This is a genomic window from Collinsella sp. TF11-5AC, from assembly GCF_003436775.1.
In the GTDB taxonomy this organism is placed as follows: Bacteria; Actinomycetota; Coriobacteriia; order Coriobacteriales; family Coriobacteriaceae; genus Collinsella.
Window position 1 is genome coordinate 17,664 of the sequence record NZ_QSQO01000001.1, and the last position, 24,419, is coordinate 42,082.

Annotated in this window: 21 protein-coding genes; 15 read left to right on the plus strand and 6 right to left on the minus strand. The window is 65.3% G+C overall.

Going from position 1 to position 24,419, the window contains the following annotated elements:
* Window position 1 precedes the first annotated feature (1 nt).
* Genes DXD16_RS00095 through cobK form a run of 14 tightly spaced genes read left to right on the plus strand, consistent with a single transcriptional unit; the run spans window position 2 to window position 13,709 of the window.
* Entirely contained in the window at window positions 2–1,093 is a 1,092-nt protein-coding gene (locus DXD16_RS00095; protein ID WP_233502536.1) for a cobalt-precorrin 5A hydrolase, read from the plus strand.
* Window positions 1,093–1,836: a precorrin-3B C(17)-methyltransferase gene (gene cobJ / locus DXD16_RS00100; protein WP_117654694.1), complete on the plus strand. Its 744-nt coding sequence runs from the start codon at window positions 1,093–1,095 to the stop codon at window positions 1,834–1,836. The genes DXD16_RS00095 and cobJ overlap by 1 nt, the downstream gene beginning before the upstream one ends.
* Window positions 1,824–3,296, plus strand: coding sequence for a precorrin-6y C5,15-methyltransferase (decarboxylating) subunit CbiE (gene cbiE, locus DXD16_RS00105; protein ID WP_117654695.1), 1,473 nt, complete (start codon window positions 1,824–1,826; stop codon window positions 3,294–3,296). Before cobJ ends, cbiE begins: the two co-directional genes overlap by 13 nt.
* Window positions 3,293–4,675: a cobyrinate a,c-diamide synthase gene (locus DXD16_RS00110; protein ID WP_233502537.1), complete on the plus strand. Its 1,383-nt coding sequence runs from the start codon at window positions 3,293–3,295 to the stop codon at window positions 4,673–4,675. The genes cbiE and DXD16_RS00110 overlap by 4 nt, the downstream gene beginning before the upstream one ends.
* Entirely contained in the window at window positions 4,668–5,810 is a 1,143-nt protein-coding gene (gene cobT, locus DXD16_RS00115; RefSeq protein ID WP_117654696.1) for a nicotinate-nucleotide--dimethylbenzimidazole phosphoribosyltransferase, read from the plus strand. The genes DXD16_RS00110 and cobT overlap by 8 nt, the downstream gene beginning before the upstream one ends.
* Window positions 5,807–6,355 (plus strand): bifunctional adenosylcobinamide kinase/adenosylcobinamide-phosphate guanylyltransferase, encoded by a 549-nt coding sequence (locus tag DXD16_RS00120; protein ID WP_117654697.1) that lies wholly within the window; start codon window positions 5,807–5,809, stop codon window positions 6,353–6,355. The genes cobT and DXD16_RS00120 overlap by 4 nt, the downstream gene beginning before the upstream one ends.
* Complete coding sequence (gene cobS, locus DXD16_RS00125) at window positions 6,352–7,119, plus strand: adenosylcobinamide-GDP ribazoletransferase (RefSeq protein ID WP_117654698.1); 768 nt, start codon at window positions 6,352–6,354, stop codon at window positions 7,117–7,119. Before DXD16_RS00120 ends, cobS begins: the two co-directional genes overlap by 4 nt.
* Window positions 7,116–8,117: a histidine phosphatase family protein gene (locus tag DXD16_RS00130; RefSeq protein ID WP_117654699.1), complete on the plus strand. Its 1,002-nt coding sequence runs from the start codon at window positions 7,116–7,118 to the stop codon at window positions 8,115–8,117. The genes cobS and DXD16_RS00130 overlap by 4 nt, the downstream gene beginning before the upstream one ends.
* Entirely contained in the window at window positions 8,117–9,091 is a 975-nt protein-coding gene (cbiB, locus tag DXD16_RS00135) for an adenosylcobinamide-phosphate synthase CbiB (protein WP_117654700.1), read from the plus strand. Before DXD16_RS00130 ends, cbiB begins: the two co-directional genes overlap by 1 nt.
* On the plus strand, window positions 9,088–10,311 hold the full coding sequence (locus DXD16_RS00140) for a histidinol-phosphate transaminase (protein ID WP_158551469.1): 1,224 nt from the start codon (window positions 9,088–9,090) through the stop codon (window positions 10,309–10,311). The genes cbiB and DXD16_RS00140 overlap by 4 nt, the downstream gene beginning before the upstream one ends.
* Window positions 10,304–11,803: a cobyric acid synthase gene (locus DXD16_RS00145; protein WP_233502538.1), complete on the plus strand. Its 1,500-nt coding sequence runs from the start codon at window positions 10,304–10,306 to the stop codon at window positions 11,801–11,803. Before DXD16_RS00140 ends, DXD16_RS00145 begins: the two co-directional genes overlap by 8 nt.
* Entirely contained in the window at window positions 11,800–12,315 is a 516-nt protein-coding gene (locus tag DXD16_RS00150) for a cob(I)yrinic acid a,c-diamide adenosyltransferase (protein ID WP_117639409.1), read from the plus strand. Before DXD16_RS00145 ends, DXD16_RS00150 begins: the two co-directional genes overlap by 4 nt.
* Entirely contained in the window at window positions 12,316–12,957 is a 642-nt protein-coding gene (locus DXD16_RS00155) for a precorrin-8X methylmutase (protein WP_117647861.1), read from the plus strand.
* Window positions 12,954–13,709: a precorrin-6A reductase gene (gene cobK / locus DXD16_RS00160; RefSeq protein WP_117635183.1), complete on the plus strand. Its 756-nt coding sequence runs from the start codon at window positions 12,954–12,956 to the stop codon at window positions 13,707–13,709. Before DXD16_RS00155 ends, cobK begins: the two co-directional genes overlap by 4 nt.
* 211 nt (window positions 13,710–13,920) lie before the next feature.
* Here cobK and DXD16_RS00165 read toward each other — a convergent pair whose 3' ends face one another.
* From DXD16_RS00165 to metK, 6 genes are all read right to left on the minus strand, one after another.
* Window positions 13,921–15,135, minus strand: a complete 1,215-nt coding sequence (locus tag DXD16_RS00165) for an ABC transporter permease (protein WP_117654703.1) — start codon at window positions 15,133–15,135, stop codon at window positions 13,921–13,923.
* Window positions 15,132–15,905, minus strand: coding sequence for an ABC transporter ATP-binding protein (locus tag DXD16_RS00170; protein ID WP_117654704.1), 774 nt, complete (start codon window positions 15,903–15,905; stop codon window positions 15,132–15,134). Before DXD16_RS00170 ends, DXD16_RS00165 begins: the two co-directional genes overlap by 4 nt.
* Window positions 15,905–17,317 carry an efflux RND transporter periplasmic adaptor subunit gene (locus DXD16_RS00175; RefSeq protein ID WP_117654705.1) on the minus strand — a complete coding sequence of 471 codons (1,413 nt, stop codon included), beginning with the start codon at window positions 17,315–17,317 and terminating at the stop codon, window positions 15,905–15,907. The genes DXD16_RS00170 and DXD16_RS00175 overlap by 1 nt, the downstream gene beginning before the upstream one ends.
* A gap of 132 nt (window positions 17,318–17,449) precedes the next feature.
* Window positions 17,450–19,174 (minus strand): L,D-transpeptidase, encoded by a 1,725-nt coding sequence (locus tag DXD16_RS00180; RefSeq protein WP_158548922.1) that lies wholly within the window; start codon window positions 19,172–19,174, stop codon window positions 17,450–17,452.
* Between the two features lie 149 nt (window positions 19,175–19,323).
* Window positions 19,324–20,931 (minus strand): L-serine ammonia-lyase, iron-sulfur-dependent, subunit alpha, encoded by a 1,608-nt coding sequence (sdaAA, locus tag DXD16_RS00185; RefSeq protein WP_117654706.1) that lies wholly within the window; start codon window positions 20,929–20,931, stop codon window positions 19,324–19,326.
* A gap of 312 nt (window positions 20,932–21,243) precedes the next feature.
* Window positions 21,244–22,524, minus strand: coding sequence for a methionine adenosyltransferase (metK, locus tag DXD16_RS00190; RefSeq protein WP_117564087.1), 1,281 nt, complete (start codon window positions 22,522–22,524; stop codon window positions 21,244–21,246).
* A 402-nt stretch (window positions 22,525–22,926) separates the two neighbouring features.
* Between metK and gltX the strand changes: the two genes are divergently transcribed.
* The gene (gltX, locus tag DXD16_RS00195; RefSeq protein WP_117564086.1) at window positions 22,927–24,402 is read left to right on the plus strand and encodes a glutamate--tRNA ligase; all 1,476 of its coding nucleotides are present in this window, start codon (window positions 22,927–22,929) and stop codon (window positions 24,400–24,402) included.
* Window positions 24,403–24,419: the final 17 nt, after the last annotated feature.

Consider the following 24,419-nt stretch of genomic DNA (forward strand, 5'->3'; position numbering starts at 1 on the left):
GTTGGCGGAGCGCACCGCACACGCGCTTTCCGATTGCGCGCAGACAGGTGAAGATGACCCTGGCTGGGACGTTTCCGTTTCGCGCGGGTTCGGCGAGGGGAAGGCCGACCTGCGCGCATGGACGGCGCTCGCGTGGGAAGCGTCGGACGCGCTTCTGTTCGTGGGCGCGGCGGGCATCGCCGTGCGGGCGATCGCGCCGCATGTCGCCTCGAAGGCAAGCGATTCCGCGGTTGTGGCGATCGACGAGGCGGGGCGCTTTGCCGTCCCGCTTTTGTCGGGGCATTTGGGCGGTGCGAACGAGCTTGCGCAAACTGTGGCACGCGCGGCAGGGGCCATCCCCGTCATCACCACGGCGACCGACGTCCGCGGCGTGTGGGCGGTGGATACGTGGGCGCGCTGTGCGGGGCTCGCCGTTTCGAATCCCGAGGCCATCAAGCGAGTGTCGGCGCGGCTGCTTTCGGGCGGGCGCGTGGCGCTCTATTCCGACATGCCGATTTCGGGACAGCCGCCTGAGGGGGTTGACATTGCGTCCGACCGCGCTCGGGCCGATATTGTCGTGTCGCCGTTCGCTGGCGCGAATGCAGGTGCGTCCGTTCGCGCAGCGGAGACGACGGGCGATGTCGTGCCCGCCGGTGAGACGGGGAAGCCGGCGGGCGTGCGGGCGCAGGCGCCTGCGCCCGAGCCGCTTCGCCTTGTCGTGCCCTGCATCGTTGCGGGCATAGGGTGCCGTCGCGGTGCGTGCGCCGAAGCGATCGGGGAGGCGTTTCTTCTCGCGTGCGGGCAGGCGGGTATCTCGCCTTCGGCCGTGCGCGAGGCGGCGACGATCGACGTGAAGGCGCGCGAGGAGGGTCTGCTCGCCTTCTGCCGCGCGCGCAATATCCCACTCGCGACGTATTCCGCAGAGGAGTTGTCGCAGGTCGAAGGCAGCGTTTCGCCATCTGATTTCGTGCGCGCGACGGTGGGGGTCGACAACGTGTGCGAGCGCGCGGCGCTCGCGGACGGGGGTAAACTTATCTTCACGAAGCTCGCTCACGGCGGCGTGACCGTCGCGTTTTCCAAGGTAACTATTGAACTTTCGTTTAAGGAGCGGTGATGGGAAAGCTCTTCGTGGTGGGGATCGGCCCGGGCGCCCCCGACGGCATGACGATTGCGGCTCGGCGCGCGCTCGAGGCGGCCGACATCGTTGTGGGGTACACGAAATACGTGGAGCTCGCGCTCGCCGCCGTGCCCGACGCGGCGCATCTCGCGACGCCGATGATGCACGAGGTCGAACGGTGCCGCCTGGCGCTTTCGCGCGCGCAGAGCGGAGAAGCCGTGGCGCTCGTGTGCAGCGGTGACGCGGGTGTGTACGGCATGGCGAGCCCCGTGCTGGAGCTTGCTGAGGACTACCCCGATGTAGACGTGGAAGTTATCGCCGGGGCCACCGCGGCTCAGAGCGGGTCGGCGGTGCTCGGCGCCCCGCTTGCCCACGACTTCGCGGTCGTGTCGCTCTCCGACCTGCTCACGCCGTGGGAGGTCATCGAGCGCAGGCTCGCCGCCGTGGCGAGCGCCGACTTCTGCATCTGTTTGTACAACCCGCGCAGCAGAAAGCGCGCCGACAGGCTCTCGCGCGCGGCGAAGATTATGCTCGAATGGAAGGCCCCCGACACGCTCTGCGGCTGGGTACGCAACATCGGGCGCGAGGGGCAGCAGTCGGGCATGTGCAGGCTCTCCGAGCTGGGGGAGTTCGATGCCGACATGTTCACCACCGTGTTCGTCGGCAACGCGGGCACGAAGCGCGTAGGCGGCCGTATGGTCACGCCGCGCGGGTATCGGGAGATTCCATGCGAAAGGTAACGATCATCGGGGCGGGGCCCGGAAACCCCGACTTGCTCTCGCGCGCGGCGCTCGACGCGATCAACATCGCCGACGTGGTCATCGGCGCTCATCGCGCGCTTGTCGGCATCGACGTGCCGCCCGACGTGGTGAGATGCGAGCTCGTGAAGACGGCGGACATCGTCGCCGCGCTCACCGATGCGGCGTCGTGGCAGCGCGCCGTGGTCGTGATGACGGGCGATGTGGGGCTGTTCAGCGGCGCGCGCCGCCTGGTGGAGGCGCTCTCCGGCGACGCGCAGGTGGACGTGCGCGTCATTCCCGGCATAAGCTCAGCGTCGTATCTCGCCGCGCGCCTCGCGCGTCCATGGCAGGATTGGCGCTTCGTGAGTGCTCACGGCGTGGCGTGCGACATCGTGGCCGAGGCCGAGCGCGCAGGTGAGCTCTTCCTCGCCACGTCGGGCGGGGAAGACCCCTCGCGGCTTTCGGGCGAGCTTGTGCAGGCGGGCTTTGAGGACGCGCGCGTGACGGTGGCCGAGCGCCTGTCGTACCCCGACGAGCGCATCACCTGCGCGACCGCAAGTGAAATCGCAGGTCAGACGTTCGACGACTTGAACGTGATGCTTATCGAGTTCGCAGGCTGCGCCGGGTCGCCTGCGAACTCTAGCGCAGCCTCCGAGGCGCCGGCCGGCGCGTTTGCGCCCGCGGCGGCTTCTTTCGCGGCGGACTCTGCGGGCGCATCCCGCGCCGCGAGCTCCCGCTGGCCGTACGCTTCCTCGGGCATTCCCGACGAGCTCTTCATCCGCGGCGACGTTCCCATGACCAAGCAGGAGATGCGCGCCGTCGCGCTCGCGAAGCTGCGCCTTACCGCGACCGACACCGTGTGGGATGTCGGCGCCGGCACGGGGAGCGTGTCGATCGAGGCGGCGCTCGTCGCGCGAGCGGGGTCGGTATGGGCGGTCGAGCGCAACGCGGCCGGCGTGCGGCTCATCCGAGAGAACGCGGATGCATTCGGGTGCGGCAACGTGCATGCGGTCCCCGGTGTTGCCCCCGAAGCGCTCGCGAAACTGCCCGTCCCCGACGCCGTGTTCGTCGGCGGGAGCGCGGGCGAGCTTCCCTCCATCGTGGAGGCGGCGCTCGAGAAGAACTCGCAGGTTCGCCTGTGCGTCCCATGCGTAACCGTTGAGACGCTCACCGAGGCGTGCGCGCTCCTCTCGGGTTCGCGCTTTAAGGGGTTCGAGGCCTGCCAGGTGTCGGCCGCCCGCGCCGAGGCTGTAGGCTCGCACCATCTTATGAAGGCACAAAACCCCGTGTTCCTCGTCAGCGCGCGTGGTACGGGCGCGGATGCCGAGGAGCTTGCCGATGTCGGGGCGCTTGTTGAGTCGCCTGTCGGGGAGGACCCCTCTACCGAGGGGAAACCATCCGTTGAGGTGGTCTCGCTTGCTAACTGCAACGCCGCAGGCGGGGAAGGCGGTGCCCGGTGAGCACGTCCATCCCGCGCTTCATGGTCGCTGCGCCCTCGAGCGGGAGCGGCAAGACGGTCGTCACGTGCGCGCTCCTGCGCGCGCTCGCGCGTCGCGGCCTTGCATGCGCGGCCTTCAAATGTGGCCCCGACTACATTGACCCGCTCTTTCACCGCCGCGTCGTGGGTGCGCGCTCGGGCAACTTAGACGGCTTCTTCGCTGACGCCCCGACGCTGCGCGCCCTGCTCGCACGCGGCGCCGCGGGTGCGGATGTCGCGGTGCTCGAGGGGGTCATGGGCTTCTACGACGGCATGGCGCCCGGCGTGGCCGAAGCGAGCAGCTACCAGGTTGCGCGCGACACGGAAACGCCGGTCGTTTTAGTGGTGAACGGGCGCGGGGCGTCTTTATCGCTCGCCGCCGTAATCCGCGGCATCGCCGAGTTCCTGCCTTGTGCGAACGTGCGCGGCGTCGTGCTGAACAGGACGAGCGCCGCTGCCTGCGCCTACGCGGCGCCTGCGATCGAGAAGCACACGGGCGTCGCGGTTTTGGGGAATATCCCCGCCGACGAGACGTTCTCGCTCGAAAGCCGGCATCTGGGGCTTGTGACCGCCGACGAGGTCGAGCAGCTCTCCGCGCGCATCGACAAGATGGCCGAGCTGGTGGAAAAGAGCGTCGACGTCGACCGCTTGCTCGAAATAGCTGCGACGGCCCCCGATATCCGCGAGGAACCTTACCGGTTGGAGCCGATCGCGGGAGCGCGGCCCATCGTCGGCGTCGCGCGTGACGAGGCGTTCTCGTTCTACTACGAGGAGAACCTGCACGCGCTCGAGGACCTTGGTTGCGAGCTGGCCTTTTTCAGCCCCCTGTGTGATAGCGAGTTGCCCCGGGGGACAAGCGCCCTCTATCTGGGGGGCGGCTACCCGGAGCTCCATGCGCGGCAGCTCTCCGAGAACGCGCCGATGCGCGAGGCGGTGCGGCGCGCGGTGGAATCCGGCATGCCGACGGTCGCCGAATGCGGTGGGTTTCTGTACCTGCAGCGCGAAATCGCCGATAGCGAGGGGCGGCGCTGGCCTGTTGCGGGCGCCCTTGAGGGCGCAAGCGAGAACGGGGGAAGGCTGTCCCATTTCGGGTACGTGGAGCTCACTTCCCAACGCGACGGGCTCTACGGGCCGCGCGGCACACGCATCCGCGCGCACGAGTTCCACTACTGGCAGTCCACCTGCCCGGGCGGCGACTTTTGGGCGCAGAAGCCCCGGCGCGACAAGGGCTGGCCGTGCATGTCGACCACCCCGTCCCTGGTTGCGGGCTTCCCGCATGTGTACTATCCTGCGAACCCCGACGTTGCGCGCGCGTTCGCGTCTGCCGCGGCGTCGTTTGCAGAGAGGAGACGGCATGGCTGAAGCAACCGAAACCGCGCTTGCCTGCATCCGCGAGGAAGTCGAGCGCGCGTTCTCGTCGGCGCCGGGCGCCGTGCTCGAAGCCACGCTCTCCCGGATCGAGCCCGCAGACGAGTGCGCCCGTGCCACCGCGTACGCCGCGTGGGACTCCATCGCGCACCCCTTGGGGGGATTGGGCGACTTTGAAGATGCCGTCGCGTGTATCGCCGCAGCTCAGGGGAGCGCCGAGGTGGCCGAGTTTCCCCGTGCGCTCGCGGTATTCTTCTCCGACAACGGGGTCGTTGCCGAAGGCGTGTCGCAAAGCGGGCAAGACGTGACGCGAGCCGTCGCGCGCAACATGTGCGAGGGGGCCGCGAGCGCCTGCCGCATGGCGGCGTTCGCGGGTGCCGAGGTCGTGCCCGTCGACGTGGGCATGGCCCGGGGCATAGAAGACGCGCGCATGGTGCGCGCGAACGTGCGGCGGGGGAGCGGCAACATCGCTCACGGCTCCGCTATGTCTCGCGATGGGGCCGTGCGCGCGATCGAGGTCGGAATCGCCGTCGCGTGCGGGCTTGCCCGCGCCGGCGTGCGCCTTCTCGCCGCGGGCGAGATGGGCATCGGCAACACGACCACCTCGGCGGCGGTGGCCGCAGTGCTCATCCGGGCGGACGCGCGGAGCCTTGTCGGGCGCGGCGCGGGGCTCTCGGACGCCTCGCTCGCGCGCAAGCGCGACGTGGTCGAGCGCGCTATCGACGCGAACTCGCCCGATCCCGCCGACCCGATCGACGTGCTCTCGAAGGTGGGCGGCTTCGACATCGCTGCGATGTGCGGCTTCTACCTGGGGGCCGCGGCCTCGAAGGCGCCGGCGCTCCTCGACGGGGTCATATCCTGCACGGCGGCCCTGTGCGCGGCGCGCCTGTGCCCCAACGCCTTGGGCTACCTCGTGGGCACCCACGCATCAAGCGAACCCGCAAGCCGGGAGCTCCTTCGCGAGCTCGGCATAAAGGCGCCCCTCGACGCAGGCATGCACTTGGGCGAGGGCGCGGGCGCCATGGCGTATCTCCCCCTTCTGGATTCGGCGCTGCGCGTGTACCGGGATGGGAAGACGTTCACGGCGACTGGCATGGCTGCTTACGAGCATTTCGAGGCCGGGAAATGACGGTGACGCTCGTCATCGGCGCCGCCGCGAGCGGCAAGAGCGCCTACGCCGAGTCCCTGTGCCTCGGGCACGACGGCCCCCGCGTGTACCTGGCAACGATGGAGCCCTTCGGGGAAGAGGGCGCCCGCCGCATCGCGCGCCATCGGGCGCTGCGCGAGGGCAAGGGGTTTTCCACCCTCGAGCGAACGCGTGACGTGGGCGCCGCAGTGTCCGGGCTTCCGCGCGGCTGCACGCTTCTTTTGGAGGACGTGGGCAACCTGGTTGCGAACGAGCTCTTCGCGGAAGGCGGCTTGTCCCCACGTGACCCCGACGCTGCGGCGCGTGAGGTGCTCGGAGGCATCGAACGGCTCGCTCAGGCCGCTGCGTATACGGTGGTGGTCACCGTCGACGTGTTCGCCGATGAGATGCGCTACGATGAGGGGACCGAGGCATGGAGGCGCGCGCTCGCGCGCGTGAACGCGGGCGTGGCGGCGCTGGCCGACCGCGCAGTCGAAGTGGTATGCGGGATTCCCGTGTGGATGAAAGGTGAAGGACCTACAAGGTGAAGATAGCAGAGGCAATCGGCGCGGCGTTCGGAACGTTCTCGCGCATCCCCGTCCCGACATCGGCCTGGACCGATTTCGGGTCAACCCATGCGCTTGCCGCGTTTCCCCTGGTGGGCCTTGCGGAAGGGTTCCTCATGACGGCGTGGGGACACGTTGCGAACCTGCTCGGCGTGCCCGCGACCATCGTCGCGGCCGTGCTCGTGGCGCTGCCCGTGGCGGTGACGGGAGGCATCCACCTAGACGGGCTCTGCGACACCTCCGATGCGCTTGCAAGTTGGGCCCCGCGCGAGCGAAAGCTCGAGATCATGCACGATCCGCGGGCGGGCGCCTTCGGGGTCATCGGTGTTGTTGTGTACCTTATTCTGCAGTTTTCCCTGTTCACCGCGCTGCCGCTTACGGCGGGGGCGTTCCTCGCGCTTCTGTGCTCGCTCGTGTTCTCCCGCGCGCTTTCGGGACTCGCCGTTGAATGCTGGCCTGCCGCGCGGGCGGACGGCATGGCCGCGGGGCTCTCGCCTGCGAAGAAGCGCGCGGCTATCGTCGTGCCGCTTTGCGCTTTCGCTGCGGCTTCGGCTGCAGGGATGGTCGCGTGCGCTCAGGCCGTCGGCGCCCTTATGGCGGTGGCGGGGCTTTTGGCGCTCGCGTGGTACCGCCATGTTGCCCTGTCCCGCTTCGGCGGGGTGACGGGGGATTTGGCCGGATGGTTTCTGCAATGGGCCGAGCTCGCGATGCTTGCCATGCTGGTGGCGGGGGGCATGCTCCTATGATGCTCGTGGTAGGTGGCGCGCATTCGGGGAAGAGGACCTTCGTACGCGAAAATCTCGGGTTCGCGGCAGACGATTTGTTCGACGCGGCGCAGTTTGTGGAGGGCGGCGTGCCCGTGGCTTTTGCCGGCCGTGTCGCTTACCGTGCTGAGGAACTCGTACGCGCGCTCGACGCTGACCGGGCGCTCGAGCGGCTGATCGGCTTCGACGTAGTGATTTTGTCCTTGGTCGGCTCGGGGGTCGTCCCTATGCGTGCGGAAGACGCCCAATGGCGCGAGCGCGCGGGGCGCCTGGGATGCGCGCTCGCTGCGCGCGCCGACGTCGTCGTGCGCATGACGTGCGGGATTCCCCAGGTCATCAAAGGAAACCTTGCCGATGCACCTCGAGGGACGCAGGGCGCGGGTGCGCCTTTGGAAGTCGTCTTCGTGCGCCATGGTGCCACGGCGGGCACGGAAGACCATCGCTACAGCGGGGCGGGCACCGACGAGCCCCTGTCGAGTGCGGGCGAGCGCGCTTTGCGCGACCTCGCGTGCGATCGTGACGTGTTCCGTGTTATCACGAGCGGCATGGCCCGCACCGACCAGACGGCGCGCATCCTCTTCCCGAACGCGGAGCTTATGGCGTGCCCCGGTCTGCGCGAGATGGATTTCGGCGACTTCGAGGGGCGAAGCGCCGCCGAGCTTAAAGAGGATGCGCGCTATCGCGCCTGGGTAGACTCCTGGTGCGAGACGCGCTGCCCGCATGGCGAGGGCAAGAGCGATTTCACCCGCCGCGTCATCGCGGCGTTTCGGGAGGCGTGCGAATCGGAGCGCGCCCAGGGGAGTGGGCGCGCCGTCTTCGTCGTTCACGCGGGTACCGTGAAAGCGCTGCTCTCCGAGCTAGCTGTCCCGAAAATGGGATACTTCGACGTGCATACCGAGCCGGGCGGCGCATGGGCCGCCACTTGGGATGGGCGCTGCCTTCGCGACGTTCGCCCCGCTTCGGGGGGCGATGCCCGGTGATGACGATTCTTGCCGTCGCCGCCGGGTTCGCGGCCGACCTTGCCTTCGGCGACCCGCGCTGGCTTCCCCATCCCGTCGTCGCCATGGGGCGCGCGATCACGTGGGCCGAAGGCCGCCTGCGGGGCGCATTCCCGCAAACGTCCGCGGGTACGCGCGCCGCAGGGCTTGTGCTCGCCGTGGCGCTTCCGCTTGCGTGTGGGCTTTTGACCTGGGGAATCCTGCATCTTTGCGGCATGGTTCACTCCGGCTTGCGCTTCGTGGCCGAGGCATGGGCGAGCTATCAGATTCTCGCGGCATGCGAGCTGCGCCGCCAGAGCCTGGCCGTTGCCCGCGCGTTCTCGAAGGGCGGACTTGTCGCGGCGCGCGAAGCCGTCGGGCTCATCGTGGGACGTGACACGTCTGTTCTCGACGAGCAGGGCGTCGCGCGCGCCGCCGTGGAAACGGTGGCGGAGAACGCGAGCGACGGTGTCATCGCGCCGCTTTTCTACCTTTTGATCGGGGGTGCGCCCTTGGGCATGGCGTACAAGGCGGTGAACACGCTCGACAGCATGGTGGGCTACAAAAACGAGCGCTACATCGACTTCGGCTGCGCCTCGGCGCGCCTCGACGATGCGGTGAACTGGATTCCCTCGCGGTTATCGGCCCTGTTCATGATCGCCGTGTGCCCGATCGTCGGGCTCGACGCGCGCGGGGCGGCGCGCATCTGGCGCCGCGACAGACGTCGCCATGCGAGCCCGAACGCGGCGCAGACCGAGTCGGCGTGCGCGGGTGCGCTCGGACTGCGCCTGGCAGGACCCGCGGTGTATTTCGGCAAGCTCGTTGAGAAACCGACGATAGGCGACGCGTCCCGCGAAATCGAGTGGGGCGACATCGCCCGGGCGACAAGGCTCATGCTCGCCGCGTCCGTATGCGCGCTCGTCGTCTTCGGCGCCGCGCGCGCGGCGGTCGTACTCGCCGTGGGGGCGATGGCATGAGGAAAGACCACGCCGCGCCCCGGGCTGCCGGGGGAATCCTGCGCGCCCGCACGCATGGGGGCAGCGCGCAATCGCTCGGCATCGCTTGCGATAGGGGTGCCTCCGACCTCATTGACTTCTCGGTGAACGTGAATCCGGCAGGCCCCTCGCCGCGCGCCGTCGCCGCAGCTTGCAAGGCGCTTTCTCGAATCGACGCCTACCCCGATAGGGAAAGCCTCGCCCTCGTTCGCGCGCTAGCGCGCGACCAGGGCATTCCCGAAGATACTATCGTCTGCGGCGCGGGCGCGTCCGACATCATCTGGCGGCTCGCAGCGGCGGTGCGCCCGAAACGCATCGTCGTGTGCGCGCCGACGTTCTCTGAATATGCGGAGGCGGCATCGTACTACGGCGCATGCGTGCAGGAGTTCCCGCTCTCCGAAGCGGACGACTTCGACGTGCCCGCCTCCTTCGCCCGCGCGATCGAGGGGCCGGGAGACGTGGCGTACCTCTGCAATCCGAACAACCCGACGGGGCGCCTCGTCGACCCCCGTGTGATCGATGCCGCGGCTTGCCGCTGCGAGCAGGTGGGCGCGCTGCTCGTCGTGGACGAGTGCTTCCTCGGATTTGCGCCCGACGCCCGCGAAAGGAGCGTGGCCGCACGCGCCGCGTGTTCGCGCCATGTGGCCGTGCTCTCCGCGTTCACCAAGCTCTACGGAATGGCGGGGTTGCGGTTGGGATATCTGATCAGCGGAAACGCCCAACTCATCGAGGGGATTCGCCGGGCGGGGCAGGCGTGGCCCGTCTCTTCGGTCGCCGAGGCCGCGGGTATCGCCGCCCTGGAAGACGTCGAATACGTCTCGCGCACGCGCGATGTATTGGAGAGCGAGCGAGCGTGGCTTTCCCACGAGCTCTCCTCGCTCGGGCTTTCCGTCGTGCCGTCGGATGCGAACTTCCTTTTAGTCCGCACGCCGGCGAAAGACATCCCCGAGCGCCTGTATAAACAGGGGGTTTTGGTCCGCACGTGCGACTCGTTTTCGGTACTGTCCCGTTTCTGGTGCCGCGTCGCGGTGCGCACGCGCAAGGAGAATGCCCGGCTTGCGATGGCGTTCAGTCGCGTGCTTCGGGCGGAAGGTGCATCGGGCGAAGGCGAACCCGACGAACGGGGCGGCGCTTCTTTCAGCGGCGCTATGGCGGGCGCGGATGGCCGAGGCTCGGCGAAGGAGGTCGATACCCGTGGGTAGGGCGAAGCCCATCATGATCCAGGGCACCATGTCGAACGCGGGGAAGAGCCTGCTTGCGGCGGGGCTGTGCCGCGTGCTTTCGCAGGACGGCCTGCGCGTGACTCCCTTCAAGAGCCAGAACATGGCACTCAACAGCGGTGTCACGGCCGACGGGCTCGAGATGGGGCGCGCCCAGATCATGCAGGCCGAGGCGTGCGGCATCGCGCCCGACGTGCGCATGAACCCCATCCTGCTCAAGCCCGAAAGCGGCCACCGAAGCCAGCTCATCGTGGCCGGCAAGGCGCAGGGAGCCTTCGCTGCGAGGGACTACTTCGCGCGAAAGAAGGCGCTCATGCCGCAGATTTTGGAGGCGTTCGATTCGCTCGCGGAGGATAACGACGTCATCGTCATCGAGGGCGCCGGCAGCCCCGCCGAAATCAACCTTGCCGAAAACGACATCGTCAACATGGGGCTCGCGCGCGCCGTGTCCTCCCCCGTGCTGCTTGCGGGCGACATCGACCCGGGCGGGGTATTTGCCCAGCTCTACGGCACGGTCGCGCTCCTTGCGCCCGAGGACCGCGCGCTTTTGCGGGGGCTTGTGGTGAACAAGTTCCGCGGCGATGTGGAAATCCTGTGCCCGGGTTTGGCCCCGCTCGAGAAGATGTGCGGGGTTCCCGTCGTGGGGGTCGTGCCGTATCTTACGCTTGACCTGGACGACGAGGACTCGCTCGCGCCGCGCCTATCTGCCCGCGAGGCGCGCGGCGTCATCGACGTCGCCGTCGTGCGTCTTCCGCATCTGTCGAACTTCACCGACTTCGACCCGCTTTCGCGCGTGCCCGGCGTGGGCGTGCGCTACGTTTCCTCGACGAGCGATCTGGGCCGACCCGACCTGGTGGTGCTTCCCGGCTCGAAGACTACGCTCGACGACGCGCGCTGGCTTGCGGCTAGCGGCATCGGAGCCTGTGTACGCGCGCTTTCGGGCGCGGGCACGCCGGTGCTCGGCATATGCGGAGGCTACCAGCTTTTGGGAGACGAGCTTTCCGACCCGCACGGCAGGGAAGGCGCTGGCACCGCGCGCGGGCTCGGGCTCATCCCTGCAAGTACGGTGTTCAAGGAGGAAAAGCGCCTCGCCCAGTCGGAGCTGCGCATCACGGGCGCCCAAGGCGCGTTCTCGGCGTGGAACGGCATGACGGCGCGCGGGTACGAGATTCACGACGGCGAAACGACCGTCTTCTGCGCTCCTGCGGGCACGATTGGCGGCAAACCGGAAGGCGCGGCCTGCGGAAACGTGTTCGGAACCTATCTCCACGGCCTGTTCGACGAACCGGGGGTGGCGCTCGCCCTCGCGCGCTCGCTCGCGCGCATGCGCGGCCTGCCCGAGAGCGTCGTGGGTGCTGCGGGCGCGGCGTCCGCGGCCGATCACCGTGCGCGCGAGTTTGACCGCCTGGCCGACGTCGTGCGCGGGGCGCTCGACATGGAGTATGTCTACCGCATTATCGAGGAGGGCGTATGATCCACGTGTATCATGGCGACGGCAAAGGCAAGACCACGGCGGCGATGGGCCTCGCCCTTCGCATGCTCGCTGCAGGCCGCCGCGTCGTCGTCGTGCAGTTCCTGAAAGACGGCGAAAGCGGGGAGGTGCGCCTGCTCGCCGAGCATTTCGGCGTGCCCGTGTTCGCGGGGAAGGCGTCGGACAAGTTTACCTGGTCGATGACGTCGGAAGAACTTGCCGCGACGTGCGAGCTGCACGATGGGAACCTCGCTTCCGCGCTCGCCGAGCTCGAGGGCGCGCAAGAGGGACTGCTCGTGCTCGACGAGGCGCTCGACGCGCTTTCGAAGGGGCTTGTCGACGAGGCGCTCGTGGACCGCGCGCTCGATATGTCCGCGCGCGGCGTCGAAGTAGCGCTCACCGGGCGCGCGCCTTCCCGCAAGATCGTGGAGAAGGCCGACTACATAACCGAGATGCGGTGCGAGAAACATCCCTACGAGCAGGGGATATGTGCAAGGGAAGGAGTGGAGTACTAGATGGATTCCAAGGAGATGGCGCCCGGCGACATCGAGCGGCGCAGCTTCGAGATCATCACCGAAGAGCTCGGCGGCCGCACGTTCCCGCCGCTCGAAGAGCCCGTCGTGAAGCGCGTCATCCACACCACTGCCGACTTCTCGTACGCCGATTCCCTCGTGTTCACCCATGACGCCGCGCACTGTGCGCTCGACGCACTGCGCGCAGGAGCCACGGTGCTCACCGACACGAACATGGCGCTCGCAGGCATAAGCAAGCCCGCGCTCGCGAAGCTCGGCTGCAAGGCCGTGTGCTTCATGGCCGACCCTGATGTCGCCGCGGCTGCGCGCGCCGCGGGCACGACTCGCGCCGTTGCGAGCATGGACAAAGCTTGCGGCATCGAGGGTCCGCTCATCGTGGCCGTTGGCAACGCTCCCACAGCACTTCTGCGCCTCGCCGAGCTCATGGACGCGGGGAAGATCGCGCCCGCTCTCGTCGTTGGGGTGCCGGTCGGGTTTGTGAACGTGGTCGAGGCGAAAGAGGAACTACTCGCGCGACGCGTGCCGGCCATCGTCGCGAGGGGTCGCAAGGGCGGCTCGACCGTGGCGGCCGCCATTATGAACGCGCTACTCTACCAGATCACGCGCACAGGCGGCCCGAAGTGACGGCGCTGCGCATCTTCGCCGGGACCACCGAGGGCCGCCTTCTGTGCGAATGGGCGAGCGGGGTGGGCATCCCCGCTCGTGCCTACGCGGCAACCGAGTACGGAGGCGAGCTTTTGGGCGAGCTTCCGGGCATCGAGGTGCATGCGGGCAGGCTCGACGAGGCCGACATGGATCGCGAGCTTTCCGGCGCGCGCATCGTCGTCGACGCCACGCACCCCTTCGCTACGCTCGCAAGCGGCAACATCCGGGCCGCTTCGCTCGCCGTGGGTGCACAATGCCTGCGCCTTGCGCGCCCTGTCGAGGCGCTGCCCAAAGGCGTCGTGTCGGTCGCGTCGATCGCCTGCGCGGCGCGCTTTCTCTCCGAGAACCCGGGTCGTGTTCTTCTCACGACGGGGAGCAAGGAGCTTGCTCCCTACACGCGCGTCCCCGATTTCGCGGAACGCTTCTTTGTGCGTGTGCTCCCGCTGCCCGGTGCTATAACGAAGTGCATCGACGCGGGGTTTTCGCCGTCGCACGTCATCGGCATGCAGGGGCCCTTCACCCGCGAGCTCAACGAGGCGATGCTTCGGCAGGTGGGCGCCCAGTGGCTTGTGACCAAGGACTCGGGAACCGTGGGCGGCACGGCTGAGAAGCTCGCCGCAGCGCGCGCCGTGGGAGCGCGCTGCATCGTGGTCACCCGTCCCGCCGAGGGAGGCGGGGCCCTTTCGCTTCGGGAAGTGGAAGACGCGCTCTTACGGGAGTTCGCGCGCTAGGCGCTTGCCGCGCCTGCGCGCCCTCCCGCCCGCGAGGAGGAGCGCCCCGAGCAAGCTCGACCCGTACAAGCCCGTCATCCATCAATAGCTCGAGGACGACGCCCAGAACTGGCGCAAACAGCCCTTCAATAAGTTGCGGTGAAATAGTGTCTGTCTTTGCTGCTAGATAGCATATTCAGTCCCTAATTCACCGCAACTTGTTGGTGGTGGCTTACTGGTAGCGTAGGCACTCCACCGGGTTGAGCTTTGCCGCGCGGCGAGCGGGGTAGAAGCCAAAGATTACGCCGATGCCGACGGAGACGGCGAAGGCCAGCAGCACCGTGGCGATTGAAAAGCTCGGTGTGATTTGCCCGCTGGCGCCGAGCTCGCTGAGAACCCCTGATCCTGCGGCAAACATCGCGAGGCCCCAGGCCAGCAGATAGCCAATCAGGACACCCAGCAGGCCACCGGTGACGCACAGTGCCGAGGATTCGGCCAAAAACTGAGAGGTGATATCACGTCGGCTTGCACCAAGCGCGCGGCGAATACCGATCTCGCGGATGCGCTCGGTCACGTTGGTGAGCATCATATTCATAATGCCAATACCGCCCACGAGCAGCGAAATGCCGGCAACCGCTCCCATGATGAGCGAGAAGGCGCCCATAAAGGAATTGAGGGAGTCGATAGCGCTTTTCATGGAGCTTACCGATACGCTATCGTACTCGTCGTCCTTCGAGATGCCCTTTATGCTACGCACCTTGGACTCGATGGTCTTGCAGAGCCTATCCATATCCGTGCCTTCTGCGGCGAGCGCCGTCACGCTCGGAAACGACGGATTGTCATCGCCGTAGAGCTCGGCGATCGCGGCCCGTGGCATGTACAGGTTCAGCGAACCCATGGATTCGTTGCCACCATCGATAACGCCGACAATTTGCACTTCTCCGCTCGACACCTTGATGGTCTTGCCGAGTGCGTCCTGTTCGTTACCGTACAGCTGCTCGGCACCGCCGCGGCCGATGAGCGCCACGCGCGCACCGGATTTTGACTCGATACCGTTGTAGGTGCGCCCTGCGACGATCTTGCTGGCGCCCACGGCATCGAGCATGTCGCTATCGACGCCGTGTGCCATGACGGTATAGCTTTTATCCCCGACCTTGTACTCGGAATAGGCGCTATCGACGATGCCGATCTGCTCAATCTGCGGCACCAGTTTGCGAAGCTTTTCCACATCCGAATCGGTGAGTTCTTGGGACGAATAGATCTCTACCATGCGGGCTGCATTGAGGCCCAGGCTGTTAACTAGGCTGTTTTGGATGCCGCCGATGAGCGAAGTCATGGCGATGACCGAGGCGATGCCAATGACGATGCCAAGGATGGTGAGCAGGCTGCGTCCCTTGTTGGCCTCGAGCGAGTGAAGGGCTTCTTGGACAAGATCGCGGGTGCTCATGCCTTCGCTCCTTTCGGCTGATTGGTGGTTGCAGAAATCGCGGGAAGGTTGTTGACGGCCCCTCGTAACGTATTCGGTGTATGCGCGACATATGCGCCGTCATGGATTCGCCCGTCACGGATGGTTACGGCTCGATCGGCCTCGGCGGCGATGCCGGGGTCATGCGTGATGAGTACGATGGTCTTGCCGCGTTTCTGGAGCTTGTGGAAGGTTTCCATGACGAGCGCCCCGGTTGTCGAGTCTAGATTTCCCGTTGGCTCGTCGGCCAAAATGATGGGCGGGTCGTTGACGAGGGCGCGCGCGATGGCGACGCGCTGCATCTGTCCGCCCGAGAGTTCCGATATTCGGTGGTCCCAATGGTCGACCGGCAGTGTGACGGCTTGCAGCGCGTGCACGGCGCGCATCTCGCGCTGGCTACGCGGCACATTGGTGTAGGACAGCGGCAGCATGACGTTTTCGATCACCGTCAGACGCGGCAGCAAGTTAAAACTCTGAAAGACAAAGCCGATGCTCAGCGCGCGCACCTCGGTGAGCTCATCATCGTCGAGCTCGGCGACGTTGAGCCCTTGCAGGAAATAATCACCCGCCGTCGGCTTGTCCAGGCAGCCCAGGATGTTCATGAGCGTCGACTTGCCCGAGCCCGAGGGGCCGGTGATGGCGACGAACTCACCGGGGTTCACCGCCAGGCTCACGTTGTGCAGGATGTGGGCGCAACCGGCCTCGCTCTCAAAGATGCGGTGCACGTTGCGGATGTCGATGACGGGACGCATTACTTGCCCTCGTCGGCAGACATATTGTCGCCGCCGTCTGCCGTCATGCCTGTGCCGGCATCCGTCACGATGGTGTCGCCGTCGCGTAACTTGGTAACCGGGACGTCTGGGTTGATCTCGTTGCCCTGGTCGTCGCGCTTGACCTGCGTCTTACCGACTACAGCCTCGTTGTCGTTTTGCGTCACGACGGTCACCTTCACGCGGCGCGTCTTCTTGCCTTCCGAATCGGTGGCCAGATTGACGTAATAGTGCTCGCCATCTTCGGTCATCAGCGCCATGGTCGGCACCATAACCACGTCGTCGAGCTTCTCGGTCACTACCGAGACCTCGGCAGTCATACCCGGCTTAAGGCGACTGTCGGGTGCTTCGATGAGGATGTCGACGTTAAAGGTCACGCTGCCGCCGCTACCGGAGCCGGAGTCAGAGTTTGCCACCGAGGCGATAGCCGTGACGGTGCCCTGACTCACGATATCGGGAAACGCGGGATAGGTCACGTTGGCGCTTTGGCCCACGGCAATTTTGGCGATATCCTTTTCGCCCACCTGAACCGTCACCTTCATCTTGGACAGGTCGGCGATTTGCATGCACTGCTTGCCGCCGCTCGTGTCGCCTTCGCCCATGATCGTGCCTCCGGTCACCGTGGCACCGACTTTGGCGTTGAGCTCGACGATGTTGCCCGAGCTGGGGGCCTTTACGGTGCGCTCGGCCGCCTTTGCAGTTGCCTGCTCCAGCGTTGCCTGGGCCGAGGAGAGGTTGCGCTGGGCGGTCGAGACGGCATTTGCGTTGGCGTTTGCGTCCGATGGGCCGGTCGATCCGTCACTGTCCGTTGTCGGTGCGGCCTGTGCGGCCGCGAGCGTCGCCTTTGCATTGTTCAGGTCTTCCTGGGCGGCCGCGACCGCGCGCTGCGCCTCGGAAACAGCGCTATCGAGCGCGTCGTTCTTAATGGTCATGAGCACGTCGCCCTCGTTGACGCTCTGTCCGGCCTGCACGTTGATCTGCGCCACCGTACCATCGACGGAAGGGGAGACGACCGAGGCTGAAATAGGCTTGAGCTGTCCCTTGGCTTCGACTGTGGTGGTAAACGTGCCTTCGGTGACCATGTCGGTCACCGGTCCGTTGGTGCCTGCGGGTTGCGCGTTGATGACCAGCGTTGCGATGATGGCAATGAGCGCGATGGCAACAACGACACCGACGGCGATACCGCGTCGGATGAGCTTTTTGCGCCGACGCTCGGCACGCTTTGCCTTGAGCTTTGCATAGGCTTCTTCATCGGAAATCTCGGCGGTATCGTTCGTGCGTCCGCTCTGCTTTTCGGCATGTACGTTTGTAATCAAAGGAATCGTTTCGGTGGCACCTTCGGGCGTGTACTCGGCATCATCCGGGCCTGGGGTGATGGTGGGGACATTCGGCATAGCGTCTCCTTTATAGAAAGTTCCTCAATAAGTATATGCGCCCGTCGCGTAAGGCGGGCGCATATGGCGGATTCTTTCGGAACTGTTAGATTGGTCGCAGCGGCTCCACGTTGTGGGAATGCGCGCGTTGCACTACGAGTGGACAACCACGCACAGGCCGACTTTGATGCAGTCGTGAAGTGCCTTTGCATCGGCCAGGCGCAGGTTGATGCAACCGTGGCTGCCGCACCACTTGTACGACTCGGCATTATCGAAGCTCTTGTCGTTTTGCCAGGTGGCGTCGTGGAATCCGACCATATTGCCCTCGAACGGCATCCAATAGCTGACCGGGCTCTCGTATTTGGGCTTGCCGGTCTCGGGGTCCTTGGCACCGATAAGCTTGCTGGCGCCATTGTTGCTGTTGATCTGCCATACGCCCTCGGGGGTGGCGTCCTCTCCCGGCTTGCCAGAAATAAAGTTGGCCTCCCAAACGATATTACCGTTCTCGTCATAGTAGCGCGCGTGCTGCTCGGACAGATCGACGTCGATATACGCCTTCCAGTCGGGCTCTCCCTTTGCGGTAAAGGTGTCGGCCTTCTGGGAGTACTTGATCTCGATTTCGCCGGTCTGCTTGTTGTTAATGGCGTCCTCGACCTGCTTGGCGAGCGAGCTGCTGTCGATGGACCAACCAAAGTCACCGCCTTCAACGGCACACTGCTTGCCATCGGCGCGTGTCCACCAGCGAGTGGAGCCCACGGTATTAAAGCCGTTCGCGAGCTCGGCTGCCCAGCTGCTGATTTGCGACGTATCGAGCGTGGGGTTGGCAGGATCGGCAAAGCTGATCCACTGCAACACGGAGCTGCCATCAACCTTTCCGGCATCCTCGCCGTTGAGCTTGAGGGTCACGTTGACGCCCAAGAAGTTGTTGGCGGCATCGCATGCGGCCTGAATCTGATCATCGGTCAGCGTTCCATTGAGCGGCTCATAGGCATCGTTGCCGAGCTTGGAAAGATCTACGGTCTCGGCCAGCGAGGCAAGCTCGAGCTCGGCATACTTAATGACATGCTCGCGGTTGAGTTTTTCGTTGGAGCGCGCCTTCTCGACGGTAAACTTGCCGGCCTGCTCGTCATAGGAGCTATTGGCCTCGAACGTGCCCGAGCGCCCCTCGTTAAACTCGTCGATGGCGGCGCCCAGATCCTTCTCAAACTTCTTTTGGTCAAAAGTGTCGGAGAGCATGGACAGGTCGACGTCTTGATCAAGATCGACTTCGTTGGAGGTAGCGGTTGTTTTGGTCTTTCCGCTTAAGGATTCCACAAGGCGGACCGGCCATACAAAGGCTTCGTTGTGGCTGATGATCTCTTTTGCGGCAGCTTCGCCGTCGACGATGGGCTCATCGGACTCGGGCTGATACGTCCAGCTAAAGTCATCGCCTGTCACGGTGAGCTTATAGTGCTTCCATGCCGAGTTGACCTTGGTGGCGGCAGACGAAGCGTTGGAGAACGAGACGTCGACGCCGGCGATGGTGGTGTTGGGGTAGGCTAGCTGGGAAAACGCTACGACGCCTACGATATAGACAATGACGATAAGACCCAGGACGACAAAGAGCGTCGTCTTTTTGCCCGACTTATTGTTCTCGGCGGGTTTGCGCGCGGGGTCGCGATCGCCTCGACCGTGCTTGGGGGGCTGCTTGGGCGTATTGCTGTTTGCCTGGCGCTGCTGACGTGGCTGACGCTGCTGGTTCGGGCGTTGGGAAGCGTTTGCCGCACCACGCTCCTGACCGTGGCTCGGCGCGATAGGACGCGGCGACTGAACGCCACCGGTGTGCCTGCTCGGCTGCTGCGGATCGGGAATCAGTTGAGTTCGATCGTTTTGCGACATCGTGTGCATATCCTTCGAATTTCGCCTTGCGGCTCATCGTGTTTTTACTGGGCTTGCATTATAGCGATTACCTAGTTGATTGTGGTATGGAAACGGTGGCATTCAAAAGAGGTGGGACATTTGTCCCACCTTCGAGTCGTTCTTTGTCGCTATCCGCACACACCGCATTTTGCACAGGCCGAAAGTGCGGCCGGAGCCTGCGCGATGCCGCCCTTTGCCGTCTCGCGCAGCGTGGCCGGCAACGCGTGGCCCACCGAGAGCATGACGTGTGCCATCTGGTCAAACGGCACCAGGCTCTTAATGCCGGCGAGGGCGAGTTGTGCGGAGCTAAAGGCGGCTGCCACGCCGATGGCGTTGCGGTTTTGGCAGGGCACCTCCACGAGGCCACCGACGGGGTCACAAACGAGGCCCAGCAGATTACTCAGCGCGATGGAACTGGCGTCGAGCGCCTGCTCGGGTGTGCCGCCGAGCATCTGCACCAGCGCGGCGGCGGCCATGGCGGCCGCACTTCCGACCTCGGCCTGACAGCCGCCCTCGGCGCCGGCAACGCAGGCGCTCGTGGTGAGGTTGAGGCCGATGGCGGCGGCGCAATAAAGGGCATCCATGACCTGCTCGTCGTCCAGCTGCAAATGGTCTGCGAGCGCCAGCACGCAGCCGGGCACAACACCCGCGGATCCTGCCGTCGGAGCTGCGACGATCACGCCCATGGTGGCGGAGCGCTCGAGCACGGCCATGGCGCGGGCCACGGCGTCGGTCTGGACGGCGCCCATCAGGCTTATGCTCAGATCGTTTCGGCTGGTGGCATCGACAAGCTTTGCCTCGCCGCCGATGAGGCCGCCGAGCGAGCGCCGTGGATTGGAAATGGGGGCTGTGGTCTCTTCGCGCATGACGTCGAGTACGCGGCGCATGGCGGCGATAGCGTGTGCCTCGCCGGTCAGACGTGCCTCGCGCACGGCCATGACGGCGCCGATGTTGAGCCCCAGTTCCTCGCACGCATCGAGCAGCTGCTCGCCGTCGTCGAAGATTTCCTTTGCCGAGACGCCGGGGGAGAGCGACGAGGCAGAACCGGGGAGTTCGATAAAGGTCGCGTAATCGACATTGTCGAGCTTGCGGAGCATGGGGACGACGGTGTCGTCGGGGGCGCCGTCGGTCTCAAAGACGGAGTAGGCCTGGCCGCCCACTTCGGTGCGGTAGGTGCGGCAGAAGGCGATGTTCACATGGGCGTAGGCGAGCAGGTTGGTGAGCGCTGCGAGCACGCCGGGGACGTCCTGGTGCGCCACGAAGAGCGTGGAATACATGCCCGAGATGTCGACGCCGACGCCGTTAATGCGGCTGATGCGCATCTTGCCGCCGCCTAAGCTCTCGCCGCGGACCTGCGCCGTGGCGCCCGTGGCGTCGACCATATCGATGTCGATGGTGTTGGGGTGGATGGAGGCGTCGTCGCCCTTGATGTCAAAGTGATATTCGAGGCCCTGCCCACGTGCGAGGTCAAAGGCCTGCTTGATGTTCTCGTCATCGGTGTCGAGGCCCAGAATGCCCGCGACGAGAGCGCGGTCGGTGCCGTGGCCGCGGTAGGTGTGGGCGAAGGAATTCCACAGGCCAAAGGTGACTTTGGTGATGCGGCCTTCCAGCAGGCTGGCGGCAACTTGGGCGCAGCGCAGGGCGCCGGCGGTGTGCGATGAGCTGGGGCCGACCATGACGGGGCCCAAGATCTCGAATGCCGAGGTCGTAGCTAGTGTTTGCGGCTTGCCTGCCATGGGTGCTCCTGTTCTATCCCGTCGTTCCGAGGGCTTTGGTATTTGGTCGCCTGCTCTACAGTCCTGGCTCGCACGGAGGCCACATTAAGTGGCCTCCGGCTCGTGCGGAACTCGCGACCGACCAAATACCAAAGCCCTCAGAACTTAGGATACATGGTTGGAGTGGCTGGATGTCAAAATTTATCAGCTGGGGACGTGCTGTTCATTGCGCATCGAAATATTCACACCACCGTGTAAATAAAAAGAAGTACCGGTTGGGGCCGGTACTTCTTTTGGTTCTAATGCTTTGCTGTCTGGGCTCTGCGAACCTATTTACAGGCCGCAGGCTGCTTTGAGTTCTTCGACTCGGTCGGTATTCTCCCAGGTGAAGTCGGCGTCTTCGCGGCCGAAGTGGCCGTAGGCTGCCGTCTTCTCGTAGATCGGTCGACGCAGGTCCAGGTCGCGGATGATCGCGCCCGGGCGCAGGTCGAAGGTCTTCTCGACGGCCTCGACGATCTTGTCCTCGGCAACATGCGCGGTACCGAAGGTGTCGACCATGATTGAGAGGGGCTTGGAAACGCCGATGGCGTAGGCAAGCTCGACTTCGCAGCGGTCGGCCAGACCGGCGGCGACCACGTTCTTGGCGACCCAGCGCGCGGCATACGCGGCGGAGCGGTCAACCTTGGTGCAGTCCTTGCCGCTAAAGGCGCCGCCGCCGTGACGGCCGTAGCCGCCGTAGGTGTCGACGATGATCTTGCGGCCGGTGAGGCCCGTGTCGCCCATGGGGCCGCCCACGACAAAGCGACCGGTGGGGTTCACGTAGATGTCCGCGTTGTCCCACGGCATGTTCTCGGCGGCCATGACCGGGGTGATGACGTGTTCGATGAGGTCGGCCTTGATCTTGCCCATGCCCTCAATCTCGGCGGCGTGCTGCGTGGAGATGACGATGGTCGTGACCTCCACGGGCTTGCCTTCCTCGTAGCGCACCGTGACCTGGGTCTTGCCGTCGGGGCGCAGGTAGGGCAGGGTTCCGTCATGGCGCACGGCAGCCAGGCGCTCGGCCAGGCGGCTTGCCAGGTAGTGCGGCATGGGCATGAGGGTCTTGGTCTCGTTGGAGGCATAACCGAACATCATGCCCTGGTCGCCGGCGCCGATCAGGTCGATCGGGTCGGTGGTAGCGCCGGTCTGGGTCTCGAAGGACTCGTCAACGCCCTGGGCGATATCGGGCGACTGCTCGTGGATGAGGCTCATAACGCCGCAGGTGTCGCAGTCAAAACCGAACTTGGCGCGGTTGTAGCCAATGCGGCGGATGACGCCGCGGGCGATTTCCTGTACGTCGACGTAGGCCTGGGTGCGAATCTCGCCGGCGACGATGACCGTGCCGGTGGTCACGAGGGTCTCGCAGGCGCAGCGGACGTTCTCCACGTTGGCGGGCACACCGTTGGGCGCAATATAGCCCTGCTCCTGCAGCTCTATTTCTTTGGCGAGGATTGCGTCGAGGACGGCGTCACTGATCTGATCAGCGATCTTATCGGGATGACCTTCGGTCACCGACTCCGACGTAAAAACAAAGGACCCGTGTTGGGGTGGGATGGAACGAAGTTCTTCTGACATGATTGTCCTTTCAAAAACGTGTCCCAGCGACCGTTACCATTCCGCCGGGCTCTCTATGCAAGGGCACATCATAGCGCGTAAATCAAACATTCACACCCTTTCCGCACCTACTCATTGGGGACAGACTTAAATGACCAGCCAATAGGAACACTCTTACGGCACCTGGGGACGTTCCTTATGTGCCGTCACTTGGGGACGGTCCTTTTCTGCCGGCAGTCTAGGAACGTCCCCAAGTGACGGCAGTTTGGGACACTCCTGTTCAGTTAGCTTCGAAGAATGTCCCCAACGAATGGTCATTTAAGTCTGTCCCCAATGAGTGTGTCGGTGCCCTTTGTGCGGAGGTTGCTTTGATGCTTTATACTGATGCGGTTAGACATCCATCCTGCAATCGAGGAGATTTCCATGGCATCAGACGTTCGCGTCCGCTTTGCACCCTCACCGACGGGCAAGCTGCACATCGGCGGCGCCCGCACCGCTATCTATAACTGGGCTTTCGCCCGCGCAAACGGCGGCACGTTCATCCTGCGCATCGACGACACCGACCCCACCCGCTCCACCGACGAGAACACGCAGATCATCCTGCGCGCCATGCGTTGGCTGGGCCTGGATTGGGACGAGGGTCCCGAGGTGGGCGGCGACTATGGCCCCTATGCCCAGACCGAGCGCCTGGACCTGTACAAGCAGGCCGCCCAGAAGCTTTGGGACGAGGGCAAGGCCTATCCCTGCTTCTGCACCAAGGAGCAGCTCGACGCCGACCGCAAGGCCGCGCAGGAGCGCAAGGACCCCTTCCAGGGCTATCAGCGTCGTTGCCGCGATCTTGATCCCGAGGAGGCCCGCCGCCGCATCGAGGCCGGCGAGTCCTACGTCCTGCGCATCAAGGTGCCCGAGGACCGCGGCGACGTCGTCATCCACGACGCCGTTCACGGTGAGGTGACCTTCGACGCCAAGGAGCTCGACGACTTTGTCATCTTCCGCTCCGATGGCACGCCCACGTACAACTTCGCGACCGTCGTCGACGACGCTATGATGAAGATCACCCATGTCATCCGCGGCGACGACCACCTGTCCAACACCCCGCGCCAGGTCATGGTCTACGAGGCCCTCGGCGCGCCCGTGCCCACGTTCGCCCACATCTCCATGATCCTGGGCGCCGACGGTAAGAAACTCTCCAAGCGCCACGGCGCAACTTCGGTGGAGGAGTACCGCGACGCCGGTTACCTTTCCGACGCCTTCGTCAACTACCTGGCGCTGCTCGGCTGGTCGCTCGACGGCGAGACCACGATCATCCCGCGCGATGTCCTAGCCAGCAAGTTCTCGCTCGACCGCATCTCCAAGAACCCGGCGACCTTCGATCCCAAGAAGCTCGATTGGGTCAATGCCGAGTACATCAACGGCATGTCCGACGCGCAGTTTGCCGATGAAATCATGGTCCCCGAACTGCACGAGGCAGGTCTCATCGAGGGCAACGTCGAGTACGGCGAGGACTGGATTGATGCGCTTGCCGCCATCGTCAAGCCGCGCACCAAGATGCCGGCCGACGCCGTGACCGTCGCCGCTCCCATCTTTGCTACGGCCGAGACGCTCGAGTATGACGAGAAATCCGTTAACAAGGGCCTGGCTAAGGAAGGCATGGGCGCCATTCTGGATGCCGCCAAGGCCGCGCTCGAGGGCGTGGACAAGTGGACTGCCGAGGCCATCGACGCCGCGCTTGAGCCGCTGCCCGAGCAGATGGACCTCAAGAAGCGCGTGGTGTTCCAGGCCGTGCGCGTCGCCGTCTGCGGCAACATGGTGAGCCCTCCGCTGGGCGAGACCATGGCGCTCGTCGGCCGCGACGACTGCCTGGCGCGTATCGACCGCGCTCGCACGATGGCGCTGTAGTAGACGCGCAAATGCAT